Origin of the sequence: Dyella ginsengisoli (assembly GCF_044904665.1) — a bacterium.
Taxonomy (GTDB): domain Bacteria; phylum Pseudomonadota; class Gammaproteobacteria; order Xanthomonadales; family Rhodanobacteraceae; genus Dyella_A; species Dyella_A ginsengisoli.
In genome coordinates, this window is the sequence record NZ_JADIKM010000001.1 from 307,242 (window position 1) to 330,531 (window position 23,290).

Genomic DNA, 23,290 nt, shown 5'->3' on the forward strand with positions numbered 1-23,290 from the left:
GGTAAACCCGCCCCCAGCCTTACGCATCCGGAAGACCATCCATGACCCACACCATCCGCGTCGACGTCGTCAGTGCCGAAGCCGAGATCTACTCGGGCGAGGCGACGATGGTTGTTGCCACCGGCGAGCTGGGCGAGCTGGGCATCACCCCGCGCCACGCGCCGCTGATCACCCGTCTCAAGCCCGGCAAGGTCGTCGTGACCGAAGCCAGCGGCGAGAAGGTAGACATCTCCATCACCGGCGGCGGCATTCTCGAAGTGCAGCCGCAGGTGGTCACCGTGCTGGCCGACAGCGCGATCCGCTCGGCCGACATCGACGAAGCGGCGGCGATCGAAGCCAAGCGCCAGGCCGAGGAAGCGCTGGCCAACCGCACCGACGCGATGGAGATCGCCGAGGCGCAGGCCAAGCTGGCCCAGGCGATCACCCAGCTGCAGGCCTTGGAGCGCCTGCGCCGCACGCTCAAGCACTGAACGGCCTCCTGCGGAAGTCGATGAAAACGCCGGCCTTGTGCCGGCGTTTTTGCATTCGCCCGCCATCGCGGTGGCGCAGGTCCGGGTCGGCCCGCTGATATTCTTGCGCACCGTTTCGTTTCGACTGGTGCCCCATGGAAGACTCCGCCCTGCACGTCATCGTCCTCGCCGCCGGCGAAGGCAAGCGCATGAAATCCCGGCGCGCCAAGGTGCTGATGCCGCTGGCCGGTCGGCCGCTGCTCGGCCACGTGCTGGCGGCGGCGCGCACCCTGCAGCCGGCAGCGATTCACGTGGTCTACGGCCACTGCGGCGATCAGGTGCAGGCGGCCTTCGCCGATCAGCCGGACCTCGATTGGGTAGTGCAGACCGAGCGGCTCGGCACCGGTCACGCGGTAGGCCACGCATTGGAGCGGGTGCCCGACGGTGCGCGCGTGTTGGTGCTTTACGGCGACGTGCCGCTGACCCGCGCGCAGACGCTGCGCACGCTGGTCGACACGGCGGGCGGTCTCGCCCTCCTCACTACCCGTCTGGCCGATCCGTACGGCTACGGCCGCGTACTGTGCGATGACGCCGGCCGCGTGCAGGCGGTGGTGGAAGAGAAGGACGCCAACGACGCACAGCGCGCGGTCACCCTCATCAACACCGGTATCCTCGCCGCCGACGCGGCCGACCTGCGACGCTGGATCGGCCGGCTCGACCGCAACAATGCGCAGGGCGAGTACTACCTCACTGACATCTTCGCGATGTCCGCCGCCGAGGGCGCGGCCGCGCGTTCGGTGGAATGCGCCGATCCGGTGGAGGCCGCCGGCGCCAACAATCCGCTGCAACTGGCCGAACTCGAAGCGCAGTACCGCCAACGCCGCGCAAACGAGCTGATGGTCGCGGGCGTGCGCCTGGCCGATCCAGCGCGCTTCGACGCGCGCGGTGCGGTCGAGACCGGCAGCGACGTGGAGATCGACGTCGACGTGATCTTCGAAGGCGAGGTGGTGCTGGGCGACGACGTGCGCGTGGGCGCCTTCACCCGCCTGCGCAACGTGCGCCTGGCCAGCGGCACGGTGGTACTCACGCATTGCGACCTGGACGGCGTGGTCACGCACGGGCCGTGCACGATCGGTCCGTTCGCGCGCCTGCGCCCCGGCACGGAACTGGCTGGCGGTGTGCACGTGGGCAACTTCGTCGAGATCAAGAAGGCGACGCTGGGGGCGGGCAGCAAGGCCAACCACCTGAGTTATATCGGCGACGCGCAGATCGGCGCCGGCGTGAACATCGGCGCCGGCACCATCACCTGCAACTACGACGGCGTGAACAAGCACCTCACGCGCATCGACGACGGCGCCTTCATCGGCTCCAACAGCGCGCTGGTGGCGCCGGTGCGCATCGGCGCGCGCGCCACCATCGGCGCCGGCTCGGTGATCACCAAGGATGCGCCCGAAGGCGAACTCACCGTGGCGCGCGGCCGGCAGCAGACGCTGGCTGGCTGGCAGCGGCCATTGAAGCAGAAGTAAGTGGTGAGGAGTGAGAAGTGAGAGAAAAGCCGAAGCACACACCGTCGTGGCTCTCTCTCGTTTCTCACTTCTCACCACTCACTTCTCGCTCTCAGGCGTAGCGCCAGCCGTCGATTTCCACCAGCAGCTCGCTGCGGCAGATGTCACCGTGCAGCAGCAGCGCCGGCACGCCCGGCAGGCGCTGGCGGAAGAAGTCGCGCACCACGCGGGCGTCGGCCGGATGACGCACGTAGGCCTTGAGCGGCGAGTGCGTGTCGAAACCGGCCGGCATGCCGGCGCTGGCGAGCAGGGCTTCGAGGTTCGCCAGCGTCTCCTCCAGCTGCGCGAGCAGGTCGTCGTGATGCGCCGAGGCGTGACCGACCACCGCCGCCGTGCCGGAGATCGCCAGTGCGTCGCCGCCGGGCAGACGCATCGCCCGCGCGAAGCTGGGTGGGGTGGGGCCGTATTGGCGGGGATAACGCCACGCGCTCACCTGCCGCGGGTTCTCCACGCGCAGGCCGGGCTGCACGCCGGCCAGCAGGTACACCTGCAGCAGTGGCCGACGATCGAGATGCCCGATGGCCGTCGCAGCGGGAAAGCCCTCGCCGAAGGCATCGCCCATGCCGCGCGCACGGCCGTTGCAGAATTGCTTGTAGCGCTCCGCGTCGCCCGCGCCGTGATTGATTGCCGTGAGGTAGTTCCACACCCGCAGCACGTGGTGCTCCGGTTGCTGGGCGAGAAAAGCAGCCAGCGCCCGGTAGGCGCGTTCGGCGGTGGATTCCACGCCGCCATGCTCGGTTTCCTCAAGACTGATGGAAGCGAACAGCCAGCCGCCGCCGCGCGACCAGCGGATGGCGCCGTCGCGACCGGCCACCACCTCGCCCTCGACCTCCCAGCACTCGAGCGGCGCCGGCGCATCGAACGGTTCCAGCGCCAGGGTGAGCCAGCGCGGATCGTCCCGATCGGCTTGCCCCGCGCCGAATCCGATCACCGCCAGCATGCCCGGTTCGGCCAGCGCGGCGGTGGCCTCCATGGTGCGATACGACACCCGCGGCGCGCGGCAATCCACGGCTTGCGCCACCGCCTTTTCACATCCCTGAACCATGCGATCTACCGAGAACGACAAGGGCCCCATGGTACACTCCACGCCCACTGCCACCGGGGGGAGGCAATGATTTTGGGGTACGGAAACGAGCATGGCAGAGCAGACCGCCGCAGAACACGAACTGGCCACCCTGGTCATCGAAAGCCTCAATCTGGAGGCCGTCACCCCCGAGCAGATCGATCCGGACGCGCCGCTGTTTGGCGGCGAACTGGGGCTCGATTCGATCGATGCGCTGGAGATCTCGCTGGCGGTGTCCAAGCGCTACGGTTTTCAGCTGCGCTCGGACAATCCGGACAACCGCCGCATCTTTTCGAGCCTGCGCACGCTGTCCGAACACATCGAGCAGCATCGCGCGGGCTGAGTCCCGCACCGGCCGCCACGGCATCGCGCACGCGTGATGTCGCTCCGTCCGGCACGGCCCGTCGCCGCGATCGACTGCGTCCATGAGTGAACGTGCGATGCCTGCCCACGAGCTTCCGCTGCGCCGCGCCACGCTGGCGCTGCTGCCGCTGTATCCGGTGCTGGCGATCGCCGGGGCGGTGACCCACCGCGCCGCGCTCTCGCTGGCGGCCCTGCTGCTGCTGCTCACGCTTTGGATGCTGCCGCGCCTGGTCGCCGGCACGCCGCGCGCGTGGGTGGGCTGGGGCGCGGCCGTGCTTGTTGCCGTGGGCCTGGCATCGATCGGACTCACCGATCGCCTGCTCGATGCCGTCCCCCTGCTCATCCTCGCCGGACTGGCGCTGTGGTTCGGCAGCTCGCTGCGCGCGGGCCGCGAGCCGCGCGTGGCGCGTTTTATCCGCGTGCTGGAAGGCGAGGCGCAGCTGGCCCAGCCCGGCGTCGCCCGCTATGCGCGCGGCGTCACCGTGTTCTGGACCGCCCTGCTCGCGCTGCAGGCGCTGATCCTCGCCGCGCTGTTGCTGCGCGGCCTGTTCGATGCCGGTGACTTGCCGCGCTGGGCGCTGGCTTACCAGCACGTGGGCGGCTATCTGCTGATCCCGCTGGCCTTCGCCCTGGAATACGCATTCCGCCGCTGGCACCTGCGTCACGTCCAACACCCCGGGCTGCACGCCCAGGCGCTGCAGATGATGCAGCGCTGGCCGCAGCTGCTGCACGGCACGGACCGTCACCGATGACTGCCGATGCTTACCAGACGACCTTTGCCGTTCCGCCGACGCATCCCGCGTTGCCGGGACATTTCCCCGGGCACCCGCTGGTACCCGGCGTGGTGATGCTGGAGCAGGTGGCGATGGCGCTGCGCGCGTGGCGCGATGAGCGCCTCGCCCGTGTGGCCGAAGCCAAGTTCGTGGCGCCGCTGCTGCCGGGCGAGTCGGCCGCGCTCACCCTGAGCGAAGCGGGCGACCGCGTGCGCTTCGAGATCCGCCGCGACGGCGAGCTGCTGGCGCGCGGCGCGGTGGAAGGAGCGCGCGCATGACCGAGCACTGGCAGAGCCGGCCCGAGGGTGGCGGACGCTTCGCGCTGTGGCTGATCCGCTCCATCGCGCTGCTGTGCGGACGCCGCTTCGCGCGGCTGTTCCTGTATCCGATCACGGCCTACTTCTACGTGCGCCGACGGCCCGAGCGGCAGGCCTCGCGGCAGTACCTGGCCCGCGTGCTCGGCCGCGCGCCGACGCGGCGCGAGGTGTTCCGCCACCTGCACTGCTTCGCCGCGATCACCATGGATCGCGTCTACCTGCTCGCCTACGGTGATCGCGCGTTCGAGATCGAGACGCAGGGCCTGGACCTGCTCGATGCGCAGATCGCGCTGGGCCGCGGCGTCCTGCTGCTCGGCTCGCACCACGGCAGCTTCGAGGCGCTCCGGGCGATCGGCGCGCGGCGTCCCGACGTGCCGCTGCGGGTCGTGCTGGACAAGCAGAAGACACCGGCGATGACCGAACTGCTCGAAGCGCTGGCGCCGGAGGTGGGCGCCAGCGTCATCGACGCCTCGCAGGACGGCACCTCGATCACCCTGGCGCTGGCCGAAGCCTGCCAGCAAGGCGCGCTGGTGGCGCTGCTGGCCGATCGCGGCCGTGACCACGAGACCTTGCGCCACGCGTCGTTCCTGGGCCGGCCGGCGCCGTTCCCGGTGGGGCCGTGGCTGCTGGCACACGCGCTGCAGGTGCCGGTCATGTTGTGCTTTGGCCTGTACCTGGGCGGCAAGCGTTACCGGCTGGTGTTCGAGCCGGTGGCCGAGCGCGTGGTGATTCCGCGCAACCAGCGCGGCCCGGCGCTGGACGCGCTCATCGCCCATTACGCCGCGCGGCTCGACCATTACGCCCACCTCGCCCCCTACAACTGGTTCAACTTCTATGACTTCTGGCAGCAAGATCTGCGCGTTCCTGCTGGCGGGGCTGGCCAGCCTGCCGACGTGGGCCAGCACGCCAGCGCCTGACGCGCAGGCGCTGATCGCCTCGCTGGGGCGGCCCGCGCCCGCGAGTACCGCGTTCGCGGAGGCGCGCTTCATGAAGCTGCTGGATCGCCCGCTGGTGGTTTCCGGCGAACTGGCCTGGCTCGGCGACAACCGGCTGCAGCGCACCATCACCGCGCCGCGGGCGGAGCGCTTCACGATCGCCGACGGTGAGGTCACGCAGGAGCGTGCCGGTCGCTCCGCGCGGCACTTCTCGCTCAAGCACGCGCCGCAGCTGCAGGGCCTGCTGGATAGCTTCACCGCGCTGCTGAGCGGCGATTCCGCGCGGCTGGCCGAGGCGTTCCAGATCGAGCGCAGCGGCAGCGACACCGCGCGCTGGACGCTCACCCTCACGCCGCGCGACGCGCGTGTCGCCAGCAAGGTGGCCAGCATCCGCATCGACGGCCAGGCTGACGAACCGCGCTGCATGGTGATGCAGGAGTCCGACGGCGACGTGGCGATCGACCTGCTCGGCCCGCTGGCGGCGAAGATGCCCGCGGCGCCCACCCGCGACGCACTCGCGGCGCTGTGCCAGCAGCCCGCGCCTTGAGCGGCGCACCGCAGGGCATGCGGCCCGGTGCACGGCTCGCGTTGCTGGCGGGCTGGCTGCTGGCGCTGGGCGGACTCGGCGCGCTGGTGGCGCACCGGCTGCAGATCAGCACCGACCTGCGCAGCTTCATGCCCGCGCCCACCACCCCCGACCAGCGCCTGCTGATGGAGCAGGTGGGCGATGGCCCCGGCTCGCGGCTGCTGCTGCTGGCGATCGAGGCGCGTTGCCATGCACCGGCCTCGGCCTGCGCCGCGCCGGCGCAACGGGACGCCGCGCTGGCCGCGCTCAGCCAGGGGCTGGCCGCCGCGCTCAAGCACGATGCGCGCTACCGCCAAGTGCTCAACGGCAGCTTCGATCTGGGCGCGCTCGATCCGACGCTGCTGCCGTATCGCTACCTGCTCTCGCCCACGCTGGACACGCAGCCGCTGGACGAGGCCTATCTCGCCGACCAGCTCGACCAGCGGCTGGACGATCTGTCCTCGCCGGCCGCGGTATTGCTCAAGGATCTGCTGCCGCGCGATCCCACGCTGGAAGTGCTCAAGCTGGCGCAGCGCTGGTCGCCGCCCAAATCCCCCGAGACGCGCGAAGGCGTGTGGTTCTCGCCGCAGAACGAGGCGCTGCTGCTGGTGCAGACGCAGGCGGCGGGCTTCGACCCGGACGCGCAGCAGCAGGCCATCGACGGCATCCGCGCGGCGTTCGCGCGCCTGCCGCAGCACGAGGCGGCCACGCTCACGCTGAGCGGTCCGGGCTACTTCAGCGTGGTGGTGAATGCGCAGACCCGCGCGCAGGCGGACTGGATCGGTCGCATCTCCACCGTGGGTTTCATCGCGCTGTTGTTGCTGGCTTACCGCAGCGTTCGCTCGCTGCTGCTTGGCGCGCTGCCGGTGGCCAGTGCCGCGCTGGCCGGCATGGCCGCGCTGGTGCTGGTGTACCCGCAGGTGCACGGCATCACGCTGGCGTTTGGCTTCACCCTGCTGGGCGTGGCGCAGGAGTACCCGATCCGCCTGCTCAGCCATCGCCGCGCCGGCGAGGATGCGCTGGCCAGCGTGCGCCAGCTGTGGCCGCTGCTGCTCACCGCGATCGCCTCGGCGTGCATCGCCTACCTCGCCTTCTACGCCTCGGGCGTGAACGGCCTGAAGCAGCTCGCCGTGTTCACCATCACCGGCCTGCTGGTGGCCGGCTTCAGCACGCGCTACCTGCTGCCGCACCTGCTGCCGGCGCAGGTGCGCGACGTGGCCGGCATGCCGTGGCTGATCAAGGCGCGCCATTGGGTTGACCGCCTGCCGCGCCCGCGCTGGGTGCCGCTGGTGGTGGCCGTGGCCACCGTGCTGATGCTGGCTTTCGCGCCCGGGCCGTTCTGGCAGAACAACCTCGCCGCGCTCACCCCGCTGCCCACCGACCTGCTGGCGCGCGACGCGCGCCTGCGCGAGGCGCTGGGCGCGCCCGACGTACGCTACCTGCTGCTGATCCAGGCACCCACCGAGCAGGGCGTGCTGGCCGCTTCGGAGCGGCTCGAGCCCGCGATCGACGCGCTGGTGGCGCGCCACGCCGTGGATGCGATCGAGCTGCCGTCGAAGTACCTGCCCAGCGAAGCCACCCAGCGCGCGCGCCAGGCGCGGCTGCCCGATCGCGCCACGTTGCAGGCCGCGCTGGCCAGGGCAGCCGACGGCCTGCCGTTCCGATCGGACCTGTTTGCGCCATTCGTCGACGACGTGGAGACCGCCCGCACGGCGCCGCTGCTCACGCCGGAGCGCTATGCCCAGGGCCCGCTGGGCCAGCGGCTGGCCGCCATGCTGATGCATCGCGGCGACCACTGGCTGGGGCTGGGCACGGTGAGCGGCGTGCACGACGTGGCGGCGATCGAGGCGATGGCGGCCGCGCAGGGCGGCGGCGTGCGCCTGCTCGACATGAAGGGCGCGGCCGAATCGCTGGTCGCCGCGTATCGCGTGCGCATACTGCAGGCGCTGGGCGTGGCCACGCTGTTGCTGGTGCTCACCATCACGCTGTCGCTGCGCAGCGTGCGGCGCGCCTGGCACGTTCTGGCGCCGATGACGCTGGCCACCTTCCTGGTGCTGGCGGTGGAGCGCATGGCCGGCATCGAGATCTCGCTGTTCCACCTCATCGCGTTGATCCTCGCCGGTGGGCTGGGCCTGCACTACGCCCTGTTCTTCGAGCGCGAGACCGGCGACCCGGCCGAGCAGCGCCGCACCCTGCACGCCACCCTGGTGTGCGTGGCGTCCGCGCTGCTGGTGTTCGGCATGCTGGCATGGGCGAGCATTCCGGTGCTGCGCGCGATCGGGCTCACGGTGAGCCTGGGCGTGGCCTTCCACTTCTGCCTCTCGATCCTGATGGCGCCGCATGCTCGACAGGACTGAGTTCACCCCGCTGATTCCCCATGCCGGCGGCATGTGCCTGCTCGATAGCGTGCTGGCCTGGGATGCCACCACCATCCACGCAGTGAGCGAAAGCCACGCCCGTGTCGACAACCCACTGCGTGGCCCCGAAGGCCTTCATGCGGTGCACCTGGCCGAATACGGTGCGCAGGCGATGGCCGTGCACGGCGCCCTGCGCGATCGCGCGCAGGGCGCCACGGCCGTGAAGCCGGGCCGCCTGGTCAGCCTGCGCGACGTGCAGTTGGCGGTCGAACACGTGGACGCCAGTGGTGGCCGTCTGGACGTCCATGCCGAATGTCTGTTCGCCGACGATGCCGGTGCGCAGTACGCGTTCCGCGTCGAACAAGGCGGGCGCGTGCTGGCCAGCGGCCGCGCCGCCGTGATCCATCCCCGGGAGCCAAGCCATGACTGATGCAAAGCCCTCCCGTCGCGCCCTCGTCACCGGTGGCAGCGGCGATCTCGGTGGCGCGATCTGCCTCGCGCTGGCCGCGTCCGGCTACCACGTGATCGTGCACGCCAACCGCGGCCTCGAACGCGCCGAGGCGGTCGCTGCCGCGATTCGCGAGGCGGGCGGCTGTGCGCAGGCGGTGGCGTTCGATGTCGCCGACGCGGCGGCCACCCGCGCGGCGCTGGAGTCGCTCCTCGCCGACGGTGCAATCCACACCGTGGTCAACAACGCCGGCGTGCATGAAGACATGCCGATGGCCGGCATGACCGACGACGCCTGGCACCGCGTGATCGGCGTGTCGCTGCACGGTTTCTTCCATGTCACCCAGCCGCTGCTGCTGCCGATGGCGCGCGCGCGTTTCGGCCGCGTGGTGTCGATCAGCTCGGTGGCGGCGGTGGTCGGCAATCGCGGGCAGACCAACTACGCGGCGGCCAAGGCGGCGCTGCACGGCGCCAGCAAATCGCTGGCGCGCGAGATGGCCTCGCGCGGCATCACCGCCAACGTGGTGGCGCCGGGCATCATCGAAGGCAAGATGATCGGCGAGGATTTTCCGCCCGAGCGGATCCGCGAGATGGTGCCCGCGCAGCGCGCCGGCAAGCCGGAGGAAGTCGCCGCCCTGGTCGCCTTCCTGTGCTCGGACGCCGCCGGCTATATCAACGGCCAGGTGATCGGCGTCAACGGCGGCATGGGCTGAGTCGTCCACTGCGGCATACTCGCTGGCGGGACCAAGGGGGTCCTGTACAGGGAGTCATCATGCGTTACCTCATGTTTTCCGCCGCCTTGTTCTGCGGCGCGGTGTCGATCGCCCACGCCGCCGACACGGTTACGGTGCAGCGTCCGGTGCCGTATGCCGACGGCGCGCTGGTGGCCGGAGCGGTCAAGCGCGAGTGCAAGCTCACCGAGCAGCTTCCGGACTTCGTGCGCGAGTACGCGCGCGAGAACCACACCGAGGTGTCGTTTGCACCGCAGGTCGATGCGACGACGCCGGGGCGCGTGCTGGTGATGGAAATCGTGGACGCCTCCTCCGACGGCAATGCCTTCATCGGCCACCACAAGTCCACCACCGTGCGCGGCAAGCTCTACCAGGACGGCAAGGAAATCGGTGACTTCACCGGACGGCGCAACTCGATGGGCGGCGCGTTCGGCGGTTTCAAGGGCTCGTGCTCCGTGCTCGGACGCACCGTCAAGGCGCTCGGCAAGGACATCGCCCAGTGGCTGGTGCAACCAGCCAAGGGCAGCCAGCTCGGCGATCTGGAGTAAGGCGAACGCGCGACCGGGCGCGAACCCGGTCCGCGCTCAGGCGGCGCGAAAAAGCTCAGGAGACTCCGCGTGACCGGCGAGATCGTCCATCGTCTCGCGCATTGACTCACCCGCGTCACCCGCCGCGCGCTTCACGATGGTGGCGGCCAAACCTTGCAGAAGCGCCACGTTTTCACGCAGGCGCGTGCGCACGCCGGTGTCATCCAGCGCATCGTGCAGTGTGGCGTTCATCGCGGCGAACCAGGGCAGCTCGCCCTGGTCGAGCATGGCGCGCGGGTTGCGCCCGTGCGATGCGGCATGCCAGCGACCGAAGAACGCCTGCATGCGCTCGTTGAGCGCGCGCGCGGTTTCCAGTTCATCCGCCAGTTCGGCGAACAGCGCCGCGTCGGTGAGGCGCTCCTGGAACACCAGCTGGCACAGCACGCCCCAGTAGTAGGCGTAGTCCCAGATCACCTTGATCGGCATGACCTCGGCGTTACCCAGCAGCGGGTACTGGTGGCGATACAGCGCCAGCGTGCTCTCGTAAAACGAGAAGAACAGCCGCTCGTACAGCCGCGCGTAGGGCGCCACGGGCTTGCCCTCACGATCGTGCCGGATCAGCTCGGTGATGTAGGTGTTGGTGATGGCGATGAAGTCGGTGCCGGGCGAGTAGAACGGATCGAGGAACGCACCGGCCTCGCCGGTGAGCGCCCAGCGATCGGCGCTGAACATGCGCGCGCAGCCGTAGGAGTAGTCGCGGAAGAAGGCGAAGTCGAGCAGCTTGTGCTGCCGCTGCGCTACTTCGCGCGCGAGCGCCGGCTGGTGCTGGGCCAACCATTCCTGCGCGCGTTCGAAGGTGTTCATCGATTCGATCGGGTGCATCGCCGCATCCGCCACGATGCCTATCGAGTGCGCGCCCGACGCCAACGGGATCAGCCAGGTCCAGTAGCCCGGGCCGCACAGGTGGTTGGTCGAGCGCCAGCGCTCGGCGGGCGTGCAGCGACCCTGCCATTCGGCGTCGTCGCACCAGCCGTCGATGGCGAGGCGGTCGTCCAGCCGGAACCACACGGCGTTGGCGTGGTGGCCGTTGTCGCGGGTGAGCTCGAGCTTGTGCCGGATCATGCCGGCGCGGCCGGAGGCGTCGAGCAGCCAGCGCGCGTCGAGTGCGCGCTCGGTGCCCGCGGCATCTGTGCAGCGCACGCGATGCAGCGTGCCTTGGGTGCCAAGCGTGAAGGCGGTCACGCGCACGTCGTCGCGGAAATCGATGCCGCGCCGACGCGCCTCCTCGCCGAGAAAGTTTTCGAAGATGCCGCGGTCGATCTGGTAGCTCGGCGTGGGCAGCACCTCGCGCACACCCAGCTCGGTGACTTCTTCAAGATCGCTGCGGCCGTCGCTGAAGAAAAAGCGGAAGCCGAACTTGCGGATGTGCGCGTCTTCCAGATGCGTGCGCAGGCCCAGCGTGTGCGCGAGGTAATGCGCGCCGATCTCCACGGTGGATTCGCCGACCTTGTGCGCTGCCTCCGGCAGCGGATGCGCGCGGCGCTCCAGCACCACGATGTCCATGTCGGGAAACGCATCGCGCAGCTGCAGCGCCAGGCACAGTCCGGCCAGCCCGCCGCCCAGGATCACCGCATCGTGCGTCGTGTCGCCCATGTGCATCCCTTCCCGGAGTCCGCCCCGATTGTGCACGCATGGGCGGATCGCTGCAGCCTGTGCGACGTGAAGGCGACGTGCCGTGCGGGCCGTATCCTGCGACGGCATCGAGCCGGGCCGCGCGGACGCGCGCGTCGGATCGATCGGGAACGTACTAGACGTCGTTCAGCACGATCGGCGCGCTGGCGCGCGAGCGGCGGTAGCTCGCCACGATGTCGCCGTAGTGCACCACGCGGCCGATGGTGTAGGTGGTGATCCGGGTGACGTCGCGCACCGGCTTGAAGTGGCTGAGCCGGAAGGTGCCGTGGTAGCGCGAGGCGATCGGCACCGAGACCACGCCCAGGCCCTTCTCGCGCGCCGCGGCGATCAGGATCGCAGCCTCGAACACGAAGTTCTCCGCGGGCAGGTCGACCAGCGCCAGCGCGTCGCGCGGATACCAGCGCTGGCCGCTCTGCGTGTCGACCACCGGCTGCGCACAGGCCCACGAGATGCCCCAGTCGGCCACGCCGTTGGCGCGGCGGCGACCCGTCGGCTGCTGCTCGCGGTCGAGCAGGCGCGCGCCGATCACGATGTGCCGGGGATAGCGCTGCGCCGCGGCGAGCAGGCGCGGGATGTCACTGGCCAGGTGCTGGCCGTCGCCGTCCATCGTCAGTACGGCCTCGTAGCCCTGGCGTAACGCCTCGCGGAAGCCGCTGCGCAGCGCCTCGCCTTTGCCGTGTCGCGTGGCGTGGCGAATCAGCGTGACCGGCAGTTGCGCCACCAGCTCCGGCGTGCGGTCGTCGGAGCCGTCGTCGATCACGATCATCGGCGCGTCCAGCGCCAGCACCGAGCGCACCACCGACTCGATCGCCGCCTCCTCGTTCAGGCAGGGGATCAGCACGCACCATCGAGGCAGATCGTTCAAGCGGGATACTCCATGTCCAGATCCAGTTCCATCGAAGGCGAGGCGGCGAGGCGGGCATGCGCGGCGCCGCGCAGCAGTGGTATCAGCAGGTCGAGCGCGCCCGCGGCGGGATTGCCGGCGCGCACGCTTGCCAGCGGTTCGGGCAGTGCGCCGGCGGTTCCATCGCGGCCGGATGACAGCCGCAGCGTGAGCGTTGCCAGCGCCGACGCGTTCGACACGGGCGCCAGCACCACCGCCGCGCCGAACGACTGCTCGCACCCGGTGACCTCGCGCAGCGGGCCGCTGCCGGCGATGTCGCTGCACACCAGCAGCACCGGCCGTTGATCGGCCAGCACCAGGCTGACCGCTTCGAGCAGTCCCGCGCCGAAGCTCAGCGCGTGCGCGCAGACCGCGGTGGATGCGGCATGGCAGCCGGTGGCGATGGTCCAGTAGCCGACCGGCGCGTTGTGCACCGAGTTGTGGAACTTTGTCGGCGACAGCTCGTTAGGCGCGGTCGCCAGCGTGGCACACATGTAGTCGGTGATCGCCTGGTCGCCGTGGCTGGAGGTGAACACGCAGGCCAGTTCGCTCGCTGCGCGGCCGCTCATAGCTACCGCCTGGTCGGCCACCTCGGTGGCCAGCAGCACGCTCTCCGGCGCGCGGCGGCGCTCGTTCGCCGGCAGCGTGGCGGCCGCGGGACGTGTCGGCGGCGGCGCCACGGGCGTACCGGCCAGCAGCGCGCGCAGCGCATCCACGTTGCCCAACTGCGGCGTCCACAGGCCGAGGCCTTCGATGGCGACGTGCAGCGCGCTCATGCGGCGGCCTCCGCGCGGGCGAAGGCGAGGCAGGCGTTGTTGCCGCCGAAGCCGAACGAGTTGCTGAGCGCGATGCGCAGCGGGCGGCGCTCGTTGTGCCAGGCGAACTGCGGACCGCAGTCAGGATCCGGGTTGTGGCCGCCGAGGTTGCCCGGCACCAGCCCTTCGCGCAGGGCAAGCAGGGTGATGGCCGCTTCCACGATGCCGGCCGCGCCCAGCGTGTGGCCGGTAAAACCCTTGGTGGAGCTGGCGCGCGTGCGCGCGCCGAAGGCGCGGCTTACCAGCGCGGCCTCCACCTCGTCATTCTTCATGCTCGCCGTGCCGTGCAGGTTGATGTAGTCGACCTGTTCGGCGGTGATGCCGGCGCGCGCGAGCGCATCGTGCAGCGCCAGCTCGGCGCCCAGGCCTTCCGGATGGGGCGTGGACATGTGGTGTGCATCGGTGGACTCGCCGTAGCCGAGCAGGCGCGGCGCAGCAGGCGCCGCGTCCACGCGTTCGAGCAGGGCGAAGCCCGCCGCCTCGCCGATCGAGATGCCGCGGCGGTTGGCGTCGAACGGCTGGCACGGTTCTGGTGAAACCAGCTCCAGCGCGTTGAAGCCGAACAGCACGCTGTCGCACAAGGTGTCCACGCCCCCGACCACGGCCGCATCGACCAGCCCGAGGCGGATCAGCCGCTCGGCGTTGGCGAACACCTTGGCGCTGGACGAGCAGGCGGTGGACACGGTGAGGCACGGTCCCTCGATGCCCAGCGCCTCGGCCACGAACGCGCACAGCGAGTGCGGCGCGTGGATGGCCGGGCGAAGCAGGTCGTCGGGCAGGCCGCCGTCCGGATCCAGCCGACGGTAACCCTCTTCGGTAGCGCCGATGCTGGCGGTGGAGGTGCCAAGCATCAGCGCGATGCGCCCGGCGCCATAGCGGGAGCGGGCCGCGGCGACGCGGTCGAGAAAGCCGTCCTGGTTCAGGCCCAGCCAGGCCAGCCGGTTGTTGCGGCATTCCCACGCGGCCAGCGCCTCGGGCAGCGGCGCGCTCTCGACGCCGTCGACCTGGCCGATCCAGCACGGCAGCGGTGCGCTGGAGAACGCGTTGGGGCGCAAGCCGCTGCGTTCGGCCAGCAGCGCGTCCAGATGCGCCTGCAGTCCATGGCCGAGCGCGGATGTGGCGGTGTACGCGGAGACCGCGAGAGGGGCAATCGGATCAGGCATCCGGAAAGCCTAGCCGTGCCACCCGGGCTTGCCTAGCCACAGCGGTTCCGCGGGCCACGGCCCGGGACGATGCGCGACTGCGGCATCGCCGCGCACGCATTGCCCCTTCGTGCGGGACTGCCCAAACTGGCACGTCCCCCGTTACGGATCACTGCCCTTGCCTGCCGCTTCGCCGCCCTCCCGCCTGCAACGCTACCTGGCCGACCTCGACGTCTGGCACGCGGCGCTGGTGAGCGTGCTTGCGCTGGCGCTCAGCGGCGGCCTGGTGTTCGTGGGCTACCTCGCGCACGTGCTGCGCCTGGCGTGGCGCAGCCCGCTGCGGCCGCCGGCGCCGATGGTGGTGCTGGTGTTCGGTCGCCGGCTGGAGCACGACGAGCCGGAGGAGGACTATCGCCATCGCCTGCGCCGCGCGCTGGCCCTGGCCCGCGAGGCGCTGGCCGAGCGCCTGATGCTGCTGGGCGGCGCGAGCGGCAGTTCGATCAGCGAGGCGTCCGCCGGGCATCGCTGGCTGCTGCGCGAAGGACTGCCTCGCGAGGTCGCGGTGCAGCTGGAGCACGAGTCCACCGATTCGCTGGAGAACCTGCGCCAGGCGCGCGGGTTGCTGCGTGGTGACGATGCGTCCGCCCCGTTGCCGCCGGTGGCGCTGGTCACCAGCCGCTATCACCTTGCGCGTTGCCAGCTGCTGGCGCGCCGGCTCGGTTTTGCCAGCGTGCCGATCGCCGCCGAGCCGCGCCTGCACCTCACCCCGCGCGCGCTGCGCCTGCTGCTGCTGGAATCGGCCTACCTGATGTGGATCGATCTGGGCGTGCGCTGGGCGACCCTGATCGGCCACACGCGCATGGCCTCTCGCATCGGCTGACGTGACCGGCTTGCTAAGCTTCGCGTCTTTCCGATACGGGTGATCCAGCGATGAGCGAGCAGGCCGAACGCGCCGAAGCCTTTCTGCGCGAACTGCAGGACCGCATCTGTGCAGCCGTCGAAGCCGCAGACGGCGGCGCGCGTTTCGTCGAGGACGCATGGACGCGCGAAGCGGGCGGCGGCGGTCGCACCCGGGTGCTGCGCGATGGTGCCGTGTTCGAGCAGGCCGGGGTGAACTTTTCGCGTGTGTACGGCCACCAGCTGCCGCCCAGCGCCACCGCGCACCGGCCGGAACTGGTCGGCGGCAGCTTCGTCGCCACCGGCGTGTCGCTGGTGCTGCATCCGAAGAACCCCCACGTGCCGACCACGCACGCCAACGTGCGCTATTTCGAGGCGAGCAAGGAGGGTGTCGAGCCGGTGTGGTGGTTCGGCGGCGGCTTCGACCTCACCCCGTTCTATCCGGTGGACGAGGACGTGTTGCACTGGCACACAGTGGCGCGCGACGCCTGCGCGCCGTACGGCGACGACGTCTACGCCCGCTACAAGCGCTGGTGCGACGAATACTTCTATCTCAAGCACCGCGGCGAGACGCGCGGCGTGGGTGGTCTGTTCTATGACGACCTCAACGAGGGCGGCTTCGAGCGCTGCTTCGCGCTGACCCAGGCGGTGGGGCAGGGATTCCTCGACGCCTATCTGCCGATCGTCGAACGGCGCAGGGACACCCCGTACGGCGAGCGCGAGCGCGAGTTCCAGCTCTATCGCCGCGGCCGCTACGTGGAGTTCAACCTGGTGTGGGATCGCGGCACGCTGTTCGGCCTGCAGTCGGGCGGACGCACCGAGTCGATCCTGATGAGCCTGCCGCCGCGGGTGCGCTTCGAATACGGGTACACGCCCGAACCGGGCAGCGCCGAGGCGCGGCTGGCCGATTACCTGGTGCCGCGCGACTGGGTGTGAAAGCTGAGGAGTGAGGGAAGAGGAGCGAGGAGCGCAACGTCTACCGGACTCCGGCTTTCTCTCACTGCTCACTCCTCTCCACTCTCTCTAATCTGCTCTCAGGGTGCGTCGCCGTGGAACGTCACCGGCGTGGCGCCCTTCACCGGGCCGATCTGCGCGCTGTCGCTGACCTCGAGCACCACCTCGCGGCGAAACTCCAGCGTGCCCTGCACCACCGCGTGCGGCCCGATCACCACGTGCGGCGGACGCTGCGCATTGAAGTGGAACCAGCCGCCGGGCTTGTCCACCAGGATGCCGCCTTCCACGTGCGAGCTGGCCCCCACCGTGATGTCGCCGCTGACGGTGCCCAGCCCGCCGGCCACGTGGGCGGCGTCGAGCGTGATCGCGCCATTGACGTTGGAGGCGCGGCCGCCGATCTCGGCGCCCTTGTCCAGCCGGATGCTGCCGTTCACTGCCTCCACCTTGCCGCTCACGCGGGCACCTTCGCCGAGTGACACCGCGCCGTTGACCGTGCCGATCTCGCTGGCCTGGGCCTTGTCACCCAGCTCCACCGCGCCGTTGACCGTGCTGGCCTTGTGCACGCTGGCGCCGTCTTCCACGTGCACCGAGCCATTGACCGTGCTGGCGTCGCCGACCTGCTGGCCGGCCTCGACGTGGACGGAACCGTTGACCTTGTCGATGTCGTCCTGCGCGGCGGCGGCAAGCGGCTGGATGGCGAGGACGAGGGCGAAGGCAAGCAGGGTGCGGCGCATGGGAATCTCCTTGGCATGACAGGGCGGAGGGCGCGTCGGCGGCCTGCCGCGGGGGACACAACGAGACCATAGATGCGGCCGGAGCGACGGCGGTTTACGTGACCTCTGGCAGGGGCGCGATTTGACGGGTGGGTCGGCGCCCTTCACCATTTTCCCTTTCCCCGCGCGTCGCCATCACCATGCACAAGCTCGTCCTGATCCGCCACGGCCAATCCCAGTGGAACCTCGACAACCGTTTCAGTGGCTGGGCCGACGTCGACCTGACCCCGCAGGGCATCGCCGAGGCCAGGGAAGCAGGCGCTGCGCTGAAGCAGGCGGGCTTCCAGTTCGACGTGGCGCATACCTCGGTGCTCAAGCGCTGTGTGCGCACGCTGTGGGGGGTGCAGGAGGCGCTGGACCAGATGTGGATTCCGGTGCTCACCGACTGGCGCCTCAACGAGCGCCACTACGGCGCGCTGACCGGCCTCAACAAGGCCGAGACTGCCGCCAAGTACGGCGAGGATCAGGTGAAGATCTGGCGCCGCAGCTACGACGTCCCGCCGCCGCCGCTGGAGCGCGGCGCCAACGAAGCGCTGCATGACCCGCGCTATGCGGGACTGGACCCGGCGCAGATTCCCGATACCGAGTGCCTCAAGGACACCGTCGCCCGCGTGTTGCCGTACTGGCACGAGATGTTGGCGCCGGCGATCCGCAGCGGCCAGCGCGTGCTGGTGGTGGCCCACGGCAATTCGATGCGCGCGCTGGTGAAGTATCTGGACAACATCTCCGACGACGCCATCGTCGAGGTCAACATCCCCAACGGGATCCCGCTGGTCTACGAGTTCGATGCCGAACTGCGGCCGATCCGCCGCGAGTACCTGGGCGATGCCGACGCGATCGCCGCCAAGATGGCCGCGGTGGCCAACCAGGGCAAGGCGAAGTAGGCCGAGCGGCCCGCGCGGGAGTGACAGCCGTCATTCGCGACAGCTATCAGCAGGCACTGCACCGATGCCAGGGTCGGCCGCTACGCTGGCCCTCATTCAATGGAAGGAAACGCCGCGCATGACACCGCATCTCACCTCGCTCGCCGTGATGATTCCCGTGATGGGACTGCTGATCTGGCGCCGCGTGCGCAGCCAGTTCGGCCGCCAGCCGATCCGCCGTGGCCGCATGCTGGCGCGCATCGCAACGTTCGTCCTGCTGGGCGCGCTGGTGGCGTGGCCGGGGCTGGCGCACCCGCCGTTGCTCGAAGGCCTGCTCGCCGGCGTCCTTGTCGGCGTGTTGCTCGGCCTGGTCGGCCTGCGATTGACCCGTTTCGACCGCCGGGCAGACGGCAGCGACGGCTACATACCCAATCCCTGGATCGGCGCCCTGCTCACTGCGCTGCTGGTCGGCCGGCTGGCCTGGCGGTTCCTGGTGGCGATGCCGCAGCTGGCGTCGGAGCCGGGTGCCTACGCGGGGCCGGCGATCGGCAGCAGCCCGCTCACCATGGCGGTGTTCGGCCTGCTGGTGGGTTATTACGTGGCCTACTTCAGCGGCCTGCTGGTGCACCACCGCCGCTTCGAGCGGGCGCAGGCCCCGTGGGTGGGCGGGGCCTAGAGCGCGTCGTTGTCCAGTTCGCCGGTGCGGATGCGGATCACCTGATCCAGCGCGCTGACGAAAATCTTGCCGTCGCCGATCTTGCCGGTGCGGGCGGCGTTCTGGATCGCATCCACCACGCGTTCGAGCTGGTCGTCGGCCACTGCCACCTCCAGCTTGATCTTGGGCAGGAAGTCCACGACGTATTCCGCCCCCCGATACAGCTCGGTATGGCCCTTTTGCCTGCCGAAGCCCTTCACCTCGGTCACCGTGATGCCCTGCACGCCGGCCTCGGCCAGCGCTTCGCGCACATCGTCCAGTTTGAACGGCTTGATGACCGCCGATACCAGCTTCATGGATGCTCCTCGTCGCGGGCGCCGGCGGGGACCGGCGCGGAACCGGCATTTTGCGCTGTCGCGCCCGCGCTGTCGCCTTGATCCAGCGTGTAGGACAATCCCTACAAACTCCGGCGGAGCTTCCCGATGGCGGTCACAAAGCGCGTTTACCTACACTTCAGTTCGACGAGTTCGAGGTGCTATCCATGATGGATAGGCAGGATATCGATCAACTTGCCCTGCGACTTGTTTCGTTGGTGCCGCCAGGATTGGCTCAAGCGCATCAGGATTTGCGAACCAACTTTAACGATGTCCTGGCGCACGGATTGCGCCGCCTTGACCTGGTCACCCGCGAAGAGTTCGATGTCCAGAGTCAACTTTTGGCGCGCACTCGCGCCAAGGTTGACGAACTGGAAAAGCGCATCGCCGATCTGGAGACGATGGCCGCTGCTCGCGGTTCCTAAGCCGTAAACGTCTCCCGGGAGCCGCCCCCGACCTGTCACCTCACCCCGAGAATGGTCGGGGGCGGTTATTTATGCCCCATCGACCGGAGCTGCTGCATGCGCACGTTCCTCCGCGGCCGTCTCCCTACCGGTCGCCCGCCTCGTCCATGAGCCTGGCCGTCACGCTCAGCCGTGCCCAGGAAGGGGTGACCGCACCGCAGGTAATGGTCGAGGTCCATCTTTCCGGTGGCCTGCCGGGCACCAATATCGTGGGATTGCCCGAGGCGGCCGTGCGCGAAGCGCGTGATCGCGTGCGCGTGGCCATCCAGAACACCGCTTTCAGCTATCCGGACCGCAAGGTCACGGTGAATCTCGCACCGGCCGAATTGCCCAAGGATGGCGGTCGTTTCGATCTGGCCATTGCCCTGGGCATCCTCGCGGCGGGCGGCCAGGTGCCGCGGGAGAAGCTCGACGATTGCGAATTCCTGGGCGAGCTGGCGCTCTCCGGGGCGATCCGCGGCGTCTCCGGCGTGCTGCCTGCGTTGCTGCGTGCACGGGCTCGCGGCCGCCGGGTGGTCGTCCCGCGCGCCAACGCGGCCGAGGCAGCGCTGGTATCGGACGTGGACGTGATGGTGGCCGACAGCCTGGCCGAGGTCTGTGGCTGGCTGCACAACGCCTCCACGCTGGCGCCGCCGGGACGCTGCAGCGACGGCACGGGCGCGATGGCCTGCCCGGACATGAGCGATGTGCGCGGCCAGTTGCAGGCGCGCCGGGCGCTGGAAATTGCCGCCGTCGGCGGCCACCACCTGCTGATGGTCGGACCGCCGGGCACCGGCAAGACGATGCTGGCCGAGCGCCTGCCCGGCATCCTGCCGCCGCTCACCGAGGCCGAGGCGCTGGAAACCTGCGCCGTGCTCTCGGTGACCGGCCAGCCGGTCGATCCGGCGCAGTGGCGCCATCGACCATTTCGCGCACCGCACCACACCGCGTCGGCGGTGGCCCTGGTTGGTGGCGGATCCTATCCCCGGCCCGGCGAGATCTCGCTGGCCCACAACGGCGTGCTGTTTCTCGACGAGCTGCCGGAATTCAGTCGCCACGTGCTTGACGTGCTGCGCGAGCCGCTGGAGTCGGGGCAGATCATGATCTCCCGCGCGGCCCGGCAGTCCAGTTTCCCGGCCCAGTTCCAGCTGATCGCCGCGATGAATCCCTGTCCCTGCGGCTATGCGGGCGATCCCCGCCAGCGCTGCCAGTGCACGCCGGACCAGATCCAGCGCTATCGCGCCCGCATCTCCGGGCCATTGCTGGACCGCATCGACCTCAGCGTGGAGGTGCCGCGCGTGCCGCTGGCCGAGATCGGCTCGCCGCGCAGCGAGCACGACGAGGATTCCGCCACGGTGCGCCAGCGGGTGATCCGCGCGCGCGACCATGCCCTGCAACGGGCGGGACGGCCGAACGCAGAAATCAGCACACGCGAACTCGAGCGCGATTGCGCGCTGGGATCGGCCGAAAGGCGCTGGTTCGAGGCCGCGCTCGAGCGTCTCAACCTCTCCGCGCGCGCCTATCACCGCACGTTGCGGGTGGCGCGCACCATCGCCGATCTGGACGGCGGCGCCGGCCTGCTGGACCGCGCCCACCTGGCCGAAGCCCTGCAATATCGCCGGTTCTGAGTCCCTGCGACATTTTGTGTACCGGGCAGTATTGACTTGCTCCTGTCGCCCGCTATTATCTGCACCCGTCGGTTCGCAAATGTCCCGACCCCCGCGCCCCGGCATCGGCTCCCCCTCCCTCCCTCCGATGCCGGGGCCATCTTTTCCGTCCTGCCCAATCGCGTCCCCGGTCCTGCGGGTGGACGCGCAGGCGAGCGCGTGTTCCGATGCCCGGCGGATCGCCTTCCGGAAGCGTGCATGAATCTTGAGCTCGGACTGCTGCTGACCGGCTTGCTCGGCATCGGCTTTGCCGCGCAGTGGCTGGCCTGGCGGGTGAAGTTGCCGGCGATCCTGTTTCTGCTGCTGGCCGGCATCGTGCTCGGCCCGGTGGCCGGCGTGGTGCAGCCGGATTGGTTGCTCGGGCCACTGCTGTTCCCAATGGTGTCGCTGTCGGTGGCCTTGATCCTGTTCGAAGGTAGTCTGAGCCTGCGATTTGGCGAGCTGCTCGAAATCGGTCGTGCAGTGCGCGGACTGGTGAGCTACGGCGCCGTCGCCGCGCTGCTGATGCTGGCGGCTGCGGCGCACCTGCTGGCCGGGTTGGGCTGGGATATCGCGCTGCTGTTCGGCGCGCTCACCTGCGTGACCGGGCCGACGGTAATCGCGCCGATGCTGCGCACGCTCCGCCCGAACGCCCGCATCGCCAACACGCTGCGCTGGGAAGGCATCGTGATCGATCCGCTCGGCGCGCTGTTCGCCGTGCTGATCTACGAGGCGATCGTCTCGCGCCAGCAGGGGCACACGATCGGCGTGTTCCTCGGCACCATCCTGTGTGGCGTGCTGGCCGGAGCGGTAGCGGCGTGGGTGCTGGCGCAGCTGTTGCGCCGGCAGATGATTCCCGAGTACTTGCAGAACTTCGGCACGCTGGCAGCGGTGTTGCTGACCTTCAGCGTCTCCAACGCGATCACCCACGAATCGGGCTTGCTGGCGGTGACGGTGATGGGCATCGCTCTGGGCAACATGCGTGGCTTGCACGTCGACGACATCCTCGACTTCAAGGAGCACCTGACCACGTTGCTGGTGTCGAGCCTGTTCATCCTGCTCGCCGCGCGACTGCAGTGGCCGCTGCCGCCGGGCATGCTGATGGCCGGCATCGGCATCCTGCTGGCCTCGCAACTGCTGATCCGTCCCGTCACGGTGGCGCTGGCGACCGCCGGCAGCGCGCTCAACTGGCGCGAGCGCGCGCTGATCGCCTGGGTAGCGCCGCGCGGCATCGTGGCGGCGGCGGTCTCGGCGCTGTTCGCGTTGCGCCTCGGCGCGTTGGGGCTGCCCGGAGCCGACGCGCTGGTGCCGCTGGTGTTCATCCTGATCATCGGTACCGTGGTGCTGCAGAGCGCCACGGCCCGTCCGCTGGCCCGCTGGCTGAAGGTGGCCGAGCCCGAGCCGCGCGGCGTGCTGGTGTTCGGTTCGGGCATCGTGGCGCGCGCGGTGGCCAAGGCGCTGCACGACGCCGGGGTTCGCCTGCTGCTTGCCGACGACGACTGGGACGGTATTCGCCAGGCGCGCATGGAAGGCTTGCCGACATTCTTCGGCAACCCGGCGTCGAACCACGCCGAGCGCCATCTCGATCTGACCGGCATCGGCCGCCTGCTGGCAATGTCGACCCATCGCGAACGCAATTCCATCGCCTGCCTGCATTACCGCGAGGAATTCGGCCGCGACAAGGTCTACCGCCTGCGCAACCTGAGCGTGGATGAGGCGACCGATCGCGTCGCGTTGGCCGACAGTCTGCTGGCTCCGCCGCTGTTCGACGACACGATGACCCACGGCCGTTTCGCCGAGCGCTTGTCGCAGGGCTGGCGGATCAAGTCGACCCGCCTCACCACCACCTTCGACTGGCCGCATTTCGTCGAGCAGTACGGCTCGCCGCTGATCCTGCTGTTCGGCATCGAGGAAAAGGGAGCGCTGCGCGTGGCATCGGCCAAGCGCGAGCTTGAGCCGCGGCCGGGCTGGCTGGTGATTGCGCTCGTGCCTGGCGAGCGACCGAGAAGTGAGAAGTGAGGGAAAGGCTCGTCGCGTTATGCACCTCGCGCCGCTCGCTTA

General features: G+C 69.8%; 25 protein-coding genes. 18 read left to right on the top strand and 7 right to left on the bottom strand.

Annotated elements, in window-relative coordinates; genetic code table 11:
- The first annotated feature begins 41 nt into the window (after positions 1–41).
- Together ISP17_RS01430 and glmU are read left to right on the top strand one after the other, a co-directional pair.
- Positions 42–470, top strand: coding sequence for a F0F1 ATP synthase subunit epsilon (locus ISP17_RS01430; RefSeq protein ID WP_404629731.1), 429 nt, complete (start codon positions 42–44; stop codon positions 468–470).
- Between the two features lie 134 nt (positions 471–604).
- On the top strand, positions 605–1,975 hold the full coding sequence (glmU, locus tag ISP17_RS01435; protein WP_404629732.1) for a bifunctional UDP-N-acetylglucosamine diphosphorylase/glucosamine-1-phosphate N-acetyltransferase GlmU: 1,371 nt from the start codon (positions 605–607) through the stop codon (positions 1,973–1,975).
- Positions 1,976–2,066: 91 nt separating this feature from the next.
- Here glmU and ISP17_RS01440 read toward each other — a convergent pair whose 3' ends face one another.
- Positions 2,067–3,059 (bottom strand): chorismate transformation enzyme, FkbO/Hyg5 family, encoded by a 993-nt coding sequence (locus ISP17_RS01440; RefSeq protein ID WP_404629733.1) that lies wholly within the window; start codon positions 3,057–3,059, stop codon positions 2,067–2,069.
- 91 nt (positions 3,060–3,150) lie between these two features.
- On the opposite strand from ISP17_RS01440, the gene ISP17_RS01445 reads away from it, so the two are divergent.
- The 9 genes from ISP17_RS01445 (at position 3,151) to ISP17_RS01485 (ending at position 10,113) form a co-directional block, all read left to right on the top strand.
- Positions 3,151–3,420 carry a phosphopantetheine-binding protein gene (locus ISP17_RS01445; protein ID WP_404629734.1) on the top strand — a complete coding sequence of 90 codons (270 nt, stop codon included), beginning with the start codon at positions 3,151–3,153 and terminating at the stop codon, positions 3,418–3,420.
- A gap of 82 nt (positions 3,421–3,502) precedes the next feature.
- Positions 3,503–4,192, top strand: coding sequence for a COG4648 family protein (locus ISP17_RS01450; protein ID WP_404629735.1), 690 nt, complete (start codon positions 3,503–3,505; stop codon positions 4,190–4,192).
- Positions 4,189–4,491 (top strand): hydroxymyristoyl-ACP dehydratase, encoded by a 303-nt coding sequence (locus ISP17_RS01455; RefSeq protein ID WP_404629736.1) that lies wholly within the window; start codon positions 4,189–4,191, stop codon positions 4,489–4,491. The genes ISP17_RS01450 and ISP17_RS01455 overlap by 4 nt, the downstream gene beginning before the upstream one ends.
- A complete protein-coding gene (locus tag ISP17_RS01460; protein WP_404629737.1) occupies positions 4,488–5,447 on the top strand; it encodes an LpxL/LpxP family acyltransferase in 960 nt (319 codons plus the stop codon). The genes ISP17_RS01455 and ISP17_RS01460 overlap by 4 nt, the downstream gene beginning before the upstream one ends.
- Complete coding sequence (locus ISP17_RS01465) at positions 5,365–6,012, top strand: LolA-related protein (RefSeq protein ID WP_404629738.1); 648 nt, start codon at positions 5,365–5,367, stop codon at positions 6,010–6,012. The genes ISP17_RS01460 and ISP17_RS01465 overlap by 83 nt, the downstream gene beginning before the upstream one ends.
- 17 nt (positions 6,013–6,029) lie before the next feature.
- Positions 6,030–8,387, top strand: coding sequence for an MMPL family transporter (locus tag ISP17_RS01470; RefSeq protein WP_404631387.1), 2,358 nt, complete (start codon positions 6,030–6,032; stop codon positions 8,385–8,387).
- The gene (locus tag ISP17_RS01475; RefSeq protein WP_404629739.1) at positions 8,371–8,817 is read left to right on the top strand and encodes a phosphotransferase; all 447 of its coding nucleotides are present in this window, start codon (positions 8,371–8,373) and stop codon (positions 8,815–8,817) included. Before ISP17_RS01470 ends, ISP17_RS01475 begins: the two co-directional genes overlap by 17 nt.
- Entirely contained in the window at positions 8,810–9,547 is a 738-nt protein-coding gene (fabG, locus tag ISP17_RS01480) for a 3-oxoacyl-ACP reductase FabG (protein WP_404629740.1), read from the top strand. The genes ISP17_RS01475 and fabG overlap by 8 nt, the downstream gene beginning before the upstream one ends.
- A 59-nt stretch (positions 9,548–9,606) precedes the next feature.
- Positions 9,607–10,113 carry a hypothetical protein gene (locus tag ISP17_RS01485; protein WP_404629741.1) on the top strand — a complete coding sequence of 169 codons (507 nt, stop codon included), beginning with the start codon at positions 9,607–9,609 and terminating at the stop codon, positions 10,111–10,113.
- 36 nt (positions 10,114–10,149) lie between these two features.
- On the opposite strand, the gene ISP17_RS01490 is transcribed toward ISP17_RS01485, so the two are convergent.
- The 4 genes from ISP17_RS01490 to ISP17_RS01505 all read right to left on the bottom strand — a co-directional run bounded on the left by ISP17_RS01490 (position 10,150) and on the right by ISP17_RS01505 (position 14,645).
- Complete coding sequence (locus ISP17_RS01490; protein WP_404629742.1) at positions 10,150–11,745, bottom strand: NAD(P)/FAD-dependent oxidoreductase; 1,596 nt, start codon at positions 11,743–11,745, stop codon at positions 10,150–10,152.
- Positions 11,746–11,899: 154 nt separating this feature from the next.
- Positions 11,900–12,649 carry a glycosyltransferase family 2 protein gene (locus ISP17_RS01495; RefSeq protein WP_404629743.1) on the bottom strand — a complete coding sequence of 250 codons (750 nt, stop codon included), beginning with the start codon at positions 12,647–12,649 and terminating at the stop codon, positions 11,900–11,902.
- Complete coding sequence (locus ISP17_RS01500) at positions 12,646–13,443, bottom strand: beta-ketoacyl synthase chain length factor (RefSeq protein ID WP_404629744.1); 798 nt, start codon at positions 13,441–13,443, stop codon at positions 12,646–12,648. Before ISP17_RS01500 ends, ISP17_RS01495 begins: the two co-directional genes overlap by 4 nt.
- A complete protein-coding gene (locus ISP17_RS01505; RefSeq protein WP_404629745.1) occupies positions 13,440–14,645 on the bottom strand; it encodes a beta-ketoacyl-[acyl-carrier-protein] synthase family protein in 1,206 nt (401 codons plus the stop codon). The genes ISP17_RS01500 and ISP17_RS01505 overlap by 4 nt, the downstream gene beginning before the upstream one ends.
- A gap of 157 nt (positions 14,646–14,802) precedes the next feature.
- On the opposite strand from ISP17_RS01505, the gene ISP17_RS01510 reads away from it, so the two are divergent.
- Positions 14,803–15,504 carry a YdcF family protein gene (locus tag ISP17_RS01510; RefSeq protein ID WP_404629746.1) on the top strand — a complete coding sequence of 234 codons (702 nt, stop codon included), beginning with the start codon at positions 14,803–14,805 and terminating at the stop codon, positions 15,502–15,504.
- Positions 15,505–15,554: 50 nt separating this feature from the next.
- The gene (gene hemF, locus ISP17_RS01515; RefSeq protein ID WP_404629747.1) at positions 15,555–16,457 is read left to right on the top strand and encodes an oxygen-dependent coproporphyrinogen oxidase; all 903 of its coding nucleotides are present in this window, start codon (positions 15,555–15,557) and stop codon (positions 16,455–16,457) included.
- A gap of 98 nt (positions 16,458–16,555) precedes the next feature.
- Here the strand turns inward: hemF and ISP17_RS01520 are convergent, their stop codons facing one another.
- Complete coding sequence (locus ISP17_RS01520; protein ID WP_404629748.1) at positions 16,556–17,209, bottom strand: DUF4097 family beta strand repeat-containing protein; 654 nt, start codon at positions 17,207–17,209, stop codon at positions 16,556–16,558.
- 179 nt (positions 17,210–17,388) lie between these two features.
- On the opposite strand from ISP17_RS01520, the gene gpmA reads away from it, so the two are divergent.
- Together gpmA and ISP17_RS01530 are read left to right on the top strand one after the other, a co-directional pair.
- Positions 17,389–18,132, top strand: a complete 744-nt coding sequence (gpmA, locus tag ISP17_RS01525; protein WP_404629749.1) for a 2,3-diphosphoglycerate-dependent phosphoglycerate mutase — start codon at positions 17,389–17,391, stop codon at positions 18,130–18,132.
- 118 nt (positions 18,133–18,250) lie between these two features.
- Positions 18,251–18,787: a CcdC protein domain-containing protein gene (locus ISP17_RS01530; protein WP_404629750.1), complete on the top strand. Its 537-nt coding sequence runs from the start codon at positions 18,251–18,253 to the stop codon at positions 18,785–18,787.
- On the opposite strand, the gene glnK is transcribed toward ISP17_RS01530, so the two are convergent.
- Entirely contained in the window at positions 18,784–19,122 is a 339-nt protein-coding gene (gene glnK, locus ISP17_RS01535) for a P-II family nitrogen regulator (RefSeq protein WP_404629751.1), read from the bottom strand. The two genes, ISP17_RS01530 and glnK, sit on opposite strands and share 4 nt — an antisense overlap.
- A 185-nt stretch (positions 19,123–19,307) precedes the next feature.
- Between glnK and ISP17_RS01540 the strand changes: the two genes are divergently transcribed.
- From ISP17_RS01540 to ISP17_RS01550, 3 genes are all read left to right on the top strand, one after another.
- Positions 19,308–19,565: an accessory factor UbiK family protein gene (locus ISP17_RS01540; protein ID WP_404631389.1), complete on the top strand. Its 258-nt coding sequence runs from the start codon at positions 19,308–19,310 to the stop codon at positions 19,563–19,565.
- Between the two features lie 146 nt (positions 19,566–19,711).
- Positions 19,712–21,211 carry a YifB family Mg chelatase-like AAA ATPase gene (locus tag ISP17_RS01545; protein ID WP_404629752.1) on the top strand — a complete coding sequence of 500 codons (1,500 nt, stop codon included), beginning with the start codon at positions 19,712–19,714 and terminating at the stop codon, positions 21,209–21,211.
- Positions 21,212–21,448: 237 nt separating this feature from the next.
- Positions 21,449–23,248 (top strand): cation:proton antiporter, encoded by a 1,800-nt coding sequence (locus ISP17_RS01550; protein ID WP_404629753.1) that lies wholly within the window; start codon positions 21,449–21,451, stop codon positions 23,246–23,248.
- Positions 23,249–23,290 lie beyond the last annotated feature (42 nt).